This window comes from Polaribacter sp. MED152, assembly GCF_000152945.2.
GTDB lineage: Bacteria > Bacteroidota > Bacteroidia > Flavobacteriales > Flavobacteriaceae > Polaribacter.
This window is the reverse complement of sequence record NC_020830.1, coordinates 41,768-53,797: the sequence shown is the minus strand read 5'-3', so window position 1 is coordinate 53,797 and position 12,030 is coordinate 41,768. Positions and strand designations below refer to the sequence as shown.

The 12,030-nt window shown below is 29.1% G+C and carries 15 protein-coding genes and 1 tRNA gene; 14 read left to right on the top strand and 2 right to left on the bottom strand.

From position 1 onward, the window contains the following. Positions 1–4 precede the first annotated feature (4 nt). From fmt to MED152_RS00240, 3 genes are all read left to right on the top strand, one after another. Positions 5–949: a methionyl-tRNA formyltransferase gene (gene fmt / locus MED152_RS00250; RefSeq protein WP_015479826.1), complete on the top strand. Its 945-nt coding sequence runs from the start codon at positions 5–7 to the stop codon at positions 947–949. A gap of 186 nt (positions 950–1,135) precedes the next feature. Continuing rightward, positions 1,136–1,408 carry an HU family DNA-binding protein gene (locus MED152_RS00245; RefSeq protein ID WP_015479825.1) on the top strand — a complete coding sequence of 91 codons (273 nt, stop codon included), beginning with the start codon at positions 1,136–1,138 and terminating at the stop codon, positions 1,406–1,408. Positions 1,409–1,484: 76 nt separating this feature from the next. Further along, positions 1,485–2,042: a YqgE/AlgH family protein gene (locus tag MED152_RS00240; protein ID WP_015479824.1), complete on the top strand. Its 558-nt coding sequence runs from the start codon at positions 1,485–1,487 to the stop codon at positions 2,040–2,042. Here the strand turns inward: MED152_RS00240 and MED152_RS00235 are convergent. Continuing rightward, complete coding sequence (locus MED152_RS00235) at positions 2,039–2,872, bottom strand: aminotransferase class IV (RefSeq protein ID WP_015479823.1); 834 nt, start codon at positions 2,870–2,872, stop codon at positions 2,039–2,041. The two genes, MED152_RS00240 and MED152_RS00235, sit on opposite strands and share 4 nt — an antisense overlap. A 102-nt stretch (positions 2,873–2,974) precedes the next feature. Further along, a complete protein-coding gene (locus MED152_RS00230) occupies positions 2,975–3,358 on the bottom strand; it encodes an START-like domain-containing protein (RefSeq protein WP_015479822.1) in 384 nt (127 codons plus the stop codon). Between the two features lie 108 nt (positions 3,359–3,466). Here MED152_RS00230 and MED152_RS00225 point away from each other — a divergent pair. The 11 genes from MED152_RS00225 to MED152_RS00175 all read left to right on the top strand — a co-directional run bounded on the left by MED152_RS00225 (position 3,467) and on the right by MED152_RS00175 (position 12,024). Further along, positions 3,467–3,540, top strand: a tRNA-Met gene (locus tag MED152_RS00225). Between the two features lie 116 nt (positions 3,541–3,656). Next, positions 3,657–4,946: a site-specific integrase gene (locus MED152_RS00220; protein ID WP_238559146.1), complete on the top strand. Its 1,290-nt coding sequence runs from the start codon at positions 3,657–3,659 to the stop codon at positions 4,944–4,946. Next, a complete protein-coding gene (locus MED152_RS00215; RefSeq protein WP_015479820.1) occupies positions 4,946–5,911 on the top strand; it encodes a hypothetical protein in 966 nt (321 codons plus the stop codon). Before MED152_RS00220 ends, MED152_RS00215 begins: the two co-directional genes overlap by 1 nt. Positions 5,912–6,118: 207 nt before the next feature. Beyond that, positions 6,119–6,322, top strand: coding sequence for a hypothetical protein (locus tag MED152_RS00210; protein ID WP_015479819.1), 204 nt, complete (start codon positions 6,119–6,121; stop codon positions 6,320–6,322). Continuing rightward, a complete protein-coding gene (locus tag MED152_RS00205; protein ID WP_015479818.1) occupies positions 6,315–7,349 on the top strand; it encodes an AAA family ATPase in 1,035 nt (344 codons plus the stop codon). The genes MED152_RS00210 and MED152_RS00205 overlap by 8 nt, the downstream gene beginning before the upstream one ends. A gap of 1 nt (position 7,350) precedes the next feature. Next, positions 7,351–7,551, top strand: coding sequence for a hypothetical protein (locus tag MED152_RS00200; protein ID WP_015479817.1), 201 nt, complete (start codon positions 7,351–7,353; stop codon positions 7,549–7,551). Positions 7,552–7,580: 29 nt separating this feature from the next. Continuing rightward, entirely contained in the window at positions 7,581–8,513 is a 933-nt protein-coding gene (locus MED152_RS00195; protein WP_015479816.1) for a DUF6371 domain-containing protein, read from the top strand. A 121-nt stretch (positions 8,514–8,634) separates the two neighbouring features. Beyond that, positions 8,635–8,952, top strand: a complete 318-nt coding sequence (locus tag MED152_RS13785; protein ID WP_368085803.1) for a DUF6660 family protein — start codon at positions 8,635–8,637, stop codon at positions 8,950–8,952. An 83-nt stretch (positions 8,953–9,035) separates the two neighbouring features. Beyond that, positions 9,036–11,189 carry a TonB-dependent receptor gene (locus MED152_RS00185; protein WP_148284786.1) on the top strand — a complete coding sequence of 718 codons (2,154 nt, stop codon included), beginning with the start codon at positions 9,036–9,038 and terminating at the stop codon, positions 11,187–11,189. Positions 11,190–11,191: 2 nt separating this feature from the next. Then, positions 11,192–11,605 carry a Fur family transcriptional regulator gene (locus tag MED152_RS00180; RefSeq protein ID WP_015479814.1) on the top strand — a complete coding sequence of 138 codons (414 nt, stop codon included), beginning with the start codon at positions 11,192–11,194 and terminating at the stop codon, positions 11,603–11,605. A gap of 56 nt (positions 11,606–11,661) precedes the next feature. Continuing rightward, on the top strand, positions 11,662–12,024 hold the full coding sequence (locus MED152_RS00175) for a DUF3703 domain-containing protein (protein WP_015479813.1): 363 nt from the start codon (positions 11,662–11,664) through the stop codon (positions 12,022–12,024). Positions 12,025–12,030 lie beyond the last annotated feature (6 nt).

The window sequence follows — 12,030 nt, the reverse complement described above, 5'->3', positions numbered from 1 at the left end:
AATTATGAAAGATTTACGAATTGTTTTTATGGGTACTCCAGATTTTGCAGTTACAATTTTAAAACATTTAGTAGACCATAATTATAATATTGTTGGTGTAATAACAGCTGCAGATAAACCTGCAGGAAGAGGAAGAAAACTAAATGAATCTGCTGTTAAAAAGTATGCTTTATCAGAAAACTTAAAGGTATTACAACCTACTAATTTAAAAGATGAGTCTTTTTTAAATGAACTTAATTCATTAGAGGTAGATTTACAAATAGTTGTTGCGTTTAGAATGCTACCTAAATCGGTTTGGCAACTACCTAAATTTGGCACATTTAATTTACATGCTTCTCTGTTGCCTGAATATAGAGGTGCTGCACCTATTCATTGGGCTATTATTAATGGCGAAAGTAAAACAGGAGTTACTACCTTTTTTATTGATGAAAAGATAGATACTGGAGAAATCATTCTTCAAGAAGAAATTAATATTACCGAAGATGAAACTGTAGGTACCTTGCATGATAAATTGATGTATTTAGGAGCTGACTTAGTAGCCAAAACAGTAAATGCGATTTCAGAAGGTGATATTAAGACGAAAAAACAACCAGATTTAGAAGAAAAACAAGCGCCCAAGTTATTTCCTGAGAATACAAGAATTGATTGGAGCAAGTCAATTACTGAAATTTACAATCAAATTAGAGGGCTAAATCCATTTCCTGCAGCTTGGACAGTAATAAACAATAATGAAGAGCAACTGAAAACTAAACTTTATAAAGTTCGTAAAGTAACTGAGGAGCATGGTTTTGAATTCGGTAAAATTATAAGTTCAAAAAACGAATTAAAAGTTGCTGTAAACAAAGGGTTCATTATTATAGACGAAATTAAAATTGCAGGTAAGAAAAAACTAGATTCAAAAAGTCTATTAAATGGTTTTGTTTTTTCTGAAAACGCTAAAATGCTTTAACCCCTTTATTGATACGGTTTATAGAGATTTTGTAATTTCCTAACTGCCTTTATTAACATTTTAGATGTATTTATTAACAAATACCTACTTTTTAGGGGTGGTAATTTGCGTAGGCCCTTAATACGTATATATTTGTTAAGCTTAATAGCAAAAAATAAACAATTAATTTTTAAAAATCTATTTATTATGAACAAGTCAGATTTAATCGACGCAATGGCTGCAGACGCAGGAATTTCTAAAGTAGCAGCAAAAGCAGCATTAGAATCTTTTACAGATAATGTAACTTCTGCTTTAAAAGGTGGAGATAAAGTTGCTTTAGTAGGTTTTGGAACTTTTTCAGTTTCTCATAGAGCTGCAAGAAGTGGTAGAAACCCTCAAACTGGTAAAACAATCCAAATCGCTGCTAAAAATGTAGCTAAGTTTAAAGCTGGAGCTGGATTAAGTGATGCTGTAAACTAGTTTACAGAATAAATTACAAATAAAACTCTCTTTTTTAGAGAGTTTTTTTTTTGCTCAAATTTCGTTACATTTACTTATGTCGCATTTAGAACCACTTAAAGGTAGATTATTAATTGCAGAACCCTCTATATTAAATGACAGCTCTTTTAATAGGGCTATTATTTTAATTACAGAGTACACAGAAAATAATTCTGTAGGTTTTATTTTAAACAGGCCTTTAGACTATGTTTTAAAAGACCTAATTCCAGATATTGACTCGAACTTCACAGTTTATCAAGGAGGCCCTGTAGAGCAAGATAACTTGTATTTTGTGCATAAAGTTCCAGAACTTATTCCAGATAGTATTGCTATTAGTGATGGTATTTTTTGGGGAGGAAATTTTGATTCTTTAAAGCAGTTGCTGAATTCAGGAGAATTATCATCTACTGATATTCGCTTTTTCTTAGGTTATTCTGGTTGGGGAAAGAATCAACTTAAAGACGAAATCAACATCAATTCTTGGTTTATCTCTGAAAACAATATCCAAAACATATTTTCGGAAAACGAGGATACGTTCTGGCGTAAAAAATTACTAGAAAAAGGAGGAGATTACAAGTTATGGGCTAATGCACCTAATGACGTTTCTCTTAATTAATTTGAGGTAACCTCCAATACTTTTAAACTTTTAGACAACTTTGTACCAAATTCTGTTTGAAAAGATTTCTTTTTATAATTTGTAACAGGTTGAATTCCTATAATCGCATTCGTTATAAAAACTTCATCTGCCTTTTGAATTTCAAATGGAGAAATACTTGTTTCTTCAATAGTATAATCCGGATTCTTGGTTAGCATTTCAATTATTTTCTTTCTAACTACCCCTTTAATACAACCCTCTTCTAAACTAGGTGTTTTAACTATGTTATTTTTTAAAACAAAAATATTTCCGTTAGCAACTTCTACTACTCCTTTTCTTTCATTAATTAAAACACAATTGTCTAGATCATTTTCATTCGCATAAATACTAGCTAAAGTATTAATCATTCTATTATTGGTCTTAACAGTAGACAACATTCCAGAATAATTATAGAAATCTTTAAAAACGTCTATTTTATAATTTTCTTGAGTACTGTAAGTAATTTGATTCGCCTCAATTGAAAAATCTATTTCATTAGTTTTTGGTTTATAAAAACCACCATCTTTACGAAACACATTAAGTCTAATTCTACATAAAGAACTTAATTTATTAGACTCAGCAGTTTTTAAAATTTCTTGTTCTAAAAATTCTAAGGTAAATTTTAAGGGAATTTTCATTCGTAACATTCGCATAGAAGCCATTAATCTGAAATAATGATCTTCCCAAAATATTACTTTATTATTAGCTACTTTTATAGTTTCAAAAATTGCATCACCATATTTAAAACCTCTATTTAAATTAGATAGTTTAAAATTTTCCTCTAATAACAATTCTCCATTCAAATTAACCATTTTCCTTCTTTTAGAAATGCAAAATTAAGGCTTTTAAAAAAGAAAATATAAAAAAACTCAACCTTTCAGGTTGAGTTTTAAAATATAATATTATCATGTAAATTAAGCTCCTATAGTATGCTTTAATTCATCTATTTGATTCTCCCATAGTTGTTTCGCTTCCTCAACTTCATCTTCATCATCTGCAAAATCTGTAATAATTAAAGAAACGTCTTTGGTTAACGGATCAACTTGAATTTTAATTTCGAAAAAACTATCATCATCTTCGCTCTCTAACCACTTAAATCGAATTCTTTCTTCGGACTTTTTTGTTACCAATTCTGCCTGTTCTTCTGTACCATCCCAACTAAATGTATAAATTTTACCTCTAGAATTCACGGTATCTGCAAACCATTCTTGTAAATTAGATGGTGATGAAATATACTGATATAGCATGTTTGGAGATGCATGAACAGGAATTTCTATTTCGTATTTTACTTTATCCATTATATAAAAAGTTAATGCACAAGATAGGTATTAATTTGAAGAAAAAAAATTAAAACCTCCACTTGCCAGTATGTAAAAATCGATTATATTTGCATCCTCAAAGTCAATGGCGAGGTAGCTCAGTTGGTTAGAGCGCAGGATTCATAACCCTGAGGTCACGGGTTCAAATCCCGTCTTCGCTACAAGTTTATAAGCTAGATAAAACAACGAATTGTGTCTCACAATTCGTTTTTTTATGCCCTCATTTTATTTACTTTTACAAAGAGTACACGATATAGTACACGATTCACCTATGAAAATGAAATATTCTGATCCAAAATTCTACACTGGTGGTGTAGATATATCCAATTGGTCTAAACTCTCATCCAAGACTAAGAAGGAAGCACTCCTTAAGAATTGGTATGTTTATTATTCTTTTAGAAATCCAGAAACAGGTAAACTGGTAAGACAAACTAATATAAAAGCTGGTGTAAACACCTATAAAAACAAGAAAGATCGATTATACATTTTAAATAAAATAAAAAAAGGTTTAATCATTCTATTACAAAAAGGATACAATCCATACCAAGAGAATGAGGGTTTAATCGAGTTTTTCGAAAAACAACTTTCAATAAAGGAAGAGGAAATAACAGATGTGACGAGCTCCTCTAAAAAAGAAATAAAATCCGATATAAATAACACCCTACCTACTCATACTATTGAAGATGCTTTCAATCTAGGACTTAAAATAAAATCAAAAGTCCAAAGTGCCACTTCCTTTAAAAACTTTAATGGAAGAATTAATAGATTCAAAAAGTGGTTGGAAGAACAAAGTATAAAACCAAAAGATGATATCTGTAGCATAAATAAAAAAAATGTAATTCTATATTTAAATAGTGTATTGCAAACATCAAGCGCTAGAAATAGAAACAATACTCGAACTGATATCAGTTCATTATTTCAAACGTTAGAAGACAATGAGATTATAAAAGATAATTTTGTTAAAAAAATAAATATTCTAAAATCTACTCCAGAAAGAAATAAAACTTACACTCCTACTGAGCTTAATGAAATATTTGATTACCTAAAAAACACTAATAACATTTTACATCTATTTGTTCAATTTGTTTCTTATAATTTCTTGAGACCAGTTGAAGTTTGCCGACTAAAAGTAGGAGACATTGATATCATTGATAAGAAAATTTATGTAAGGGCAAAAAATCAACCAGTCAAAATAAAAATAATTCCTACTATAATTATTGATCAGTTGCCAGATCTTAAAAAGCTAAATCAAAATGATTTTTTATTTACTCCCAATAAAATTGGTGATCAATGGGCTACTACCGAAAATAATAAGAGAGATTACTTCACAAAACAATTCAAAAAAGTAAAAGATCATTTTGGATTAGGTAAAGAATATGGTCTATATAGTTTTAGGCACACTTTTATAACCAAATTATATAATGAAATGTCTAAGTCTTATTCACCCTTTGAAGCTAAAAGCAAACTAATGTTGATAACTGGTCATAAAAGAATGGAAGCTCTTGAATTATACTTAAGAAAAATAGATGCTATACTTCCTGAAGACTATTCAAATTTATTAAAATAATGAAAACGCATTTTTACAATACTTTACCATTATCAATTTATGAAACAAATGATTTAGTAAGAATAACTGAATATATAATTAATAAAAACTATGGTAATAAGTATATCTCCCATGAATCCTCAGGAGTATTTGAAGAAACTAATAAATTAGGAGAGTATCGTATTAATAAAAGTAATAAGCAGGTTAAAGAAAAGTTTATTTATAACAATGCTGTTTCACAAGAGTTTTATAAATATTTGCTTAACCATTATAGTGCAGGACTAGGAAATAATATTTTATTTAATCTTGATTTAGAAGAAGATGTTTTTGGACTTGATAAAAATGAACGTAAAAAGATTGGTTTAAAATATTTTAATTTTTATTACAATAAGGTTCCAAACAAAATAGGCTTGAAATTTAAGTTTGACGAAAATCGTCAAGTTGTACCAAACACAAAATTTGAGTACCTAAAAAGATATCAAGAAACTTTAATTAAAAATCTGGATTATGAGTTTGAATTAATTATTCCATTTTTAGCTGGAGATAATGATTACTACAGTAAACATTTATTCGATAATAATACTACTATCAAAAATATATTTGAATTTGAAAATAATTTAAAAATCTTAATAGAATTAAATAATCAATTCAAGTTAGAGAAAAACAATGTATTTGCCACCAAACCAATTTCTAAAATAATCTACCAGAAATACGCTGAAAATTTTCACTCTCTAAAACAAGTAGAGTTTATTGAAAATCAAATTTTAAAGACGGAAAAAATTAATAGAGCATTTGCTATATGTTTATTTGATTTCTTCAATAATGTTCTATGTATAACAATGCCTTCAGCGAAAGTATTTGGAGAAATTATAAACAGTTATTTCAATTTTAACTTTAGTACTCTAAAGTTGAATGGAAATGAATCAAACACCCATAGAAATAGGGTCAAAAAAATCAAAAAAGATTGGGACAATTTCAGAAATTAGAATCCATTTTTTAAAATTTCCCACAAAAAGGAAAATTTCCCACAAATTTCCCACAAATTTCCCATCCTACTTCCCTTTTTTAAACTTTATGTTATTCCAATATTGCACCTAGTTAAATACTGTTAATTAGGTAGTTGCCCATTGGTATGCTTTCATTATTCTTTTTAGCATGTATTTATAAGTATTAATTTATAAAATAAAAGAAGAATGAAAACAACAATTAACATTCGAATTAACTCAAGATTAAAAGATGATCTTGAAATCATCGCAGATGATAACAACCAAAGCATTTCAAAATTATTAAGAGAGATAATATATGAATACACAGATGACTATTTTTCCGAAGAACTAGAAGATATTGTTATTGAATGTAATCCAACATCAACCAATAAATATTTTGACCATGAGTAAAGAAGCCATACATAGTATTAGTCAAGATATATTTCATAATGAAAGTTTATTACAAAAAAATAATAAGGATGTAAATTCTCTAATTATCAATGATGCAAATTCTTGGATAAATAATGCAAAAAGCAGACCTATTCCTAAAATGCTATTTAGTGAACTTTGGTATGAAAATGAATTATGTATACTATTTTCAGACACCAATTTAGGAAAATCCATATTAGCTGTTCAAATAGCCGATAGTTTGAGTTATGGTGTTTCAATTAATGGTTTCAAATTAGAATGTGCACCACAGAAAGTACTTTTTTTAGATTTTGAATTATCTGATAAGCAATTTGAAAATCGATATGCAGAAAATTTTACCAATCATTATCAGTTTCATCATAATTTTCTTCGAGCAGAATTAAATACTGAAGAAACTCTGCCAAGTAATTTTAAGAATTACGAAGAGTATTTATGTGCAACCCTTCCTGCTTATATTGAAGAAACACAGGCTACTATCTTAATTGTTGACAACCTCACATTTTTAAGTGCTGAAAACGAAAAAGCAAAAGACGCTTTGGTATTAATGAAAACTTTAAAACAACTTTCAAAAACTAAAGGAATATCAATTTTAGTTTTAGCACACACACCTAAAAGAGATGATTCTAAACCAATTACAAAAAATGACTTAGCTGGTAGTAAAATGCTAATGAATTTTTGTGATAGTTGCTTTGCTATAGGCAAAAGTTCACAAGACCCTTCATTTAGGTATATCAAGCAATTGAAACAGCGAAATACAGAGCACATCTATCATGAAGAAAACATTATACTTTGTAGTATAGATAAAGCAACAAACTTTCTAGAATTTTGTTTTGAAGAATTTGATTTAGAAAACAATCACCTCAATACAAATAACACTATAAACAGTAATGAAATAAATGAGCAAATTAAACTGCTTATTTCTGAAGGACTTAGTAATGTTAAAATTGGTGATAGATTAAGTCTAAGTGAAGGTGCAATAAGAAAAAGAAGAAAAAAACTAGGTATTTAATATGTTAGCTTCTGATGTATATGTAATTGCTAAAGCTCTTCAAGAAGAAGAGTTTACAAAGCTATTTCATATGCTCAAAAGCGAAATGAATAAGAAAAACATTAACATAAAAGACAAATTACCAGATTTCACTGATAATGATGCAATTAGATATTTAATAGAGAATGTAGTAAAAAAAAGTCGTACCATTCGTACTAAATAATTGGTACGATTGGTACGAATAGAAATAATATGAGTAAAAATTACAAATACAGTTTGGATCCATCAAGTAAGAAGTTTTTATGCCCTCATTGCAATAAAAAAACATTTGTCAAATTTATTGACAACGAAACTATGCAATACTTAAATCATATAGATGGTAGATGTGATAGGGAAAGCAAATGTGGTTACTTTAAAAATCCTTCAAAAAATTGTATCGTTAATAATGCAAGTATTAATCATGTTGCAACGCAACCAACGTTTCACAAAACAACAGTTTTACAACAGTTTTCTAGTATAAATCAACAAGACAACAACAGTAGGCAACAGATTAATATCGTAAATAACGGCATCAACAACATAAAGCAACAAAATAATTTTATCACTTATTTACTTAAAAATTATGATCCAACAAAAGTATTACATGCAATTAATAAATTTCAATTAGGCACCACAAATTACTGGAATGGTGCAACAGTATTCTGGCAAATTGATTCCCAAAACGTAATCCATGGTGGTAAAATTATGTTATATGACAGTAATACAGGCAAAAGAGTTAAGAAACCTTATAATAGGATTAGTTGGATTCATAAACAAATGAAATTAAAAGACTTCGTGTTACAACAATGCCTATTTGGATTACAAAACATAAACAACATCGAAAAAGGTAATACAATTTGTTTAGTAGAATCAGAAAAGACTGCTGTAATAATGAGTATTGTAGAGCCAAAAGTCCTTTGGTTAGCAACAGGCAGTAAGTCTAATTTCAAAAAAGAATTACTAAACCCCTTAAAAGAATATAATGTTATAGCATATCCAGACAAAACTGAATTTGATAAATGGAATAAAGTTTCAAAACAATTAAATTTAGAAGGTTTTCACATTCAATGTAGTACTATTCTAGAGACCTCAAATATCGAAGATGGTGGAGATTTGGTTGATTTAATTAATTCGGAAAAGTATTAGGTTTTCATTTATAAGCAATAATTCACAATCATTTGCAACTTATGTAATTCTTGTAGTTGATTGTATTTCATACCAAACATTTGCACAATCATTGCATAAGTATTTGTCTATCTTTGTCACAGTGAAATTTGTAACAATCATATTATCATTATTAATACTATTGCTTTCGGCAAAGCCTTGTTCTGATGGTCAAAATTTAGAAGACCAGCATCAAGATGAAATAAGTATGAACCACAATCACCAAGAAGATAGTGATGACACCTGTCCAAGTATGTGTATTTGTAATTGTTGTGGTATGTCAATAACTTATGAGCCTTTAGCAACATTTGAGTTATTAACTTTCAATAGAATTTCTACAAAATTAATATCTACTTATCAGTCAATTTATAGATTTGATTTCCAATCTAATATTTGGCAACCACCAAGAGTAATAAGCTAAATTATTAGGATTTATAAAATCAATTATTTAGTTAATATTACAATTAAAATTCAATGAATAAATACTTATTGAGCATAAAGCTCATGCTATTATTTTGCCTTTCAATTAAGGCACAAACAAACGATATACAAATTAAAATTGTCACTGAAGAAAACGAGCCCTTAATGGGTGCTACAGTTTACTTTGAAACATTAGAAAAAGGAGCAGTAACCAATTTTGATGGTATTGCAGAGTTTACAAAAATCCCAGATGGTCAGCACCAAATAATCATTTCATTTTTAGGTTTTGAAACATTTGAGACTTCAATTCAAATTCCAAGTAATACAGCGTTAGTCTTTAAATTAAAAGAAGGAGCTAATCAATTAGAAACCATTGTAGTGCAATCCACTAGAAGTACAAGAACAGTAAAAAAAATACCAACACGTATCGAATTTATAGGAGTTGAAGAATTAGGAGAAAAAGCAATAATGAACCCTACTAATATTTCTATGGTGCTTCGTGAAAGTACAGGAATACAAATGCAACAAACTTCATTAAGTAGTGGTAACACCAATATTCGTATTCAAGGATTAGATGGAAGGTACACACAACTTTTAAGAGATGGTTTTCCATTGTATGGTGGTTTCTCAAGTGGGTTAAGTATTTTACAAATACCACCTTTAGACCTACAACAATTTGAAATTATTAAAGGAAGTTCATCAACACTTTATGGTGGTGGTGCAATTGCAGGTTTAATAAATATGGTATCCAAAACACCAGATTTTGAACCTGCTTTAGATATAATGCTCACGCAAACACAAGCATTAGGAAGTACAGCCAATGTATTTTATAGCAAACGGAATGAAAAATTTGGTTTTTCACTTTATGGCTCTGCTCATTATCAAAAAGCATACGACCCTGAAGGTGATGGCTTTAGTAATTTGCCAAAGACAACGTCAATTTCATTTAACCCTAAACTGTTTTATTATCCATCAGAGAACACAACAGTTTGGTTAGGTTTAAATGGTACGTATGATGATAGAATTGGTGGTGATATTAATAAAATTGAAAATGGTGAAGAGGGTATACATCAATACACAGAAGAAAACAATTCAAAACGATTAAGCAGTCAATTGGTATATCAAACGCAATTAGATGCTGTTAGTTCATTAGAGTTTAAAAATAGTGTCTCTTTTTTTGATAGGAATTTAACAGTTCCCGATTTTAATTTTGATGGAAAACAAACAAATACTTTTACTGAAATCTCATATACCACAGCATCAGAAAAAACGGATTGGATAATTGGCGCTAATCTATATACCTCAAATTTTGATGAAAATGATAACTTACCATTACAAAGAGACCAAAAAGATGTAACCTTTGGTGCATTTGCCAATAATATCTATGACTTATCAGATAATTGGATATTGGAAACAGGATTAAGAGCAGATTACAATACTGATTTCGGTTTCTTTCCACTTCCAAGAATTTCATTACTCTACAAAAATGATAATGGTTTTTCAAGTAGAATTGGTGGAGGTTTAGGGTATAAGATTCCAGATATTTTTACAGAAGAAGCAGAATATATTAACTTTGAAAATGTACTAGGTATAGATAAGTCTACCACCAATGCAGAACGTTCTTATGGCGTTAATTTTGATTTCAATTATCAAACGCGACTATCTGATGAGATTGGTTTTTCTATAAATCAATTATTTTACGTGACTGCTATTAAAGATGGATTGCTTTTAAATTCAACAGATAACGGTTTATTTCAGTTCGAAAATGCAACAGATGAAATCTTGAGTAAAGGAGCAGAAACAAATATTAAATTTACCTACAAAGATTTTAGATGGTTTTTAAACTATGCACTTATTGATACCAAACTAAATTATTTACCTGGTAATCCACAGAAACCATTAACTGCAAAACATAATGCAGGTAGTGTTTTGATGTACGAATCTGAAAAATGGCGAATAGGATATGAAACGTTTTATACTGGCAAACAGTTTTTATCTAATGGTACAGAAACCACAGACTTTGTAACTATGGGTTTATTGGTAATGCGTAACTTTAAATTAGGAAGTGTATTTGTAAATTTTGAAAATTTTACAAATAGAAGACAAAGCAGGTTTTCACCTTTGGTATTACCACCGCACGAAAATCCTGTTTTCCCAGAAATATATGCGCCAACAGATGGTTTTATATTTAGTGTAGGCCTTATTATTAAACCATTTGGTAACAAAGAACAAGATTAATTATGAACACTATAGAACAATTATTAGAGTCAAAACAAATACGTATTACAGCAATGCGTTTATTAATTTATAAGTTTCTTGCTGAAAAAAAGATAGCAGTAACCTTAAGTGATATAGAAAACGCATTTGAAAAAGCAGATAGAACTACCTTGTACAGAACTATTAAAACTTTTGAAGAAAAAGATATAGTACATCAAATAGACGATGGAACTGGAATTACCAAATATGCATTATGTGAACAAGGATGTAATTGTGATATAAAAACCGATTTACACCTACACTTCCATTGTAACAATTGCAATGAAACTATTTGCCTAACAGATCATAAAATACCACAAATTAAAGTGCCTGATGGCTTTGTTTCAGAAAATGTAAACTTGGTTGTAAAAGGTATTTGTGATAAATGTAGTAGATAACAAATGCACTTCCATTGCACTTACTATTGTACTACTTTTATCAAAAATTAGTAGATATGAAGTTTAATACTAAAATACCTAAACACCTTAAACAGGCTTATAACAAAGAATTAAAACAATACAAACTCTGTTTAGAAAATAAGCAGTTTGGTAATGCTTGGTTTCATTTAGAACGTAGTCATATAATAGGTCAATCTTATCCTATAGAACATACCTATTCACATTGGCTAATGCTAAAGTTTGGCTTTAGACAAAAAGATACTAAAGAAATGTTAGGTCAAATTATTAGGCTTATTGTTGGTGGTTGGAAATCATTTATTAATCACGTTCCACTTGGTAATACAGGTGGTGCAAACGTACCACCATTAAAGCGAATGCCTATTCCAAGTGATATTGAAAAATTATTTAAAATATCTTAAAATCAA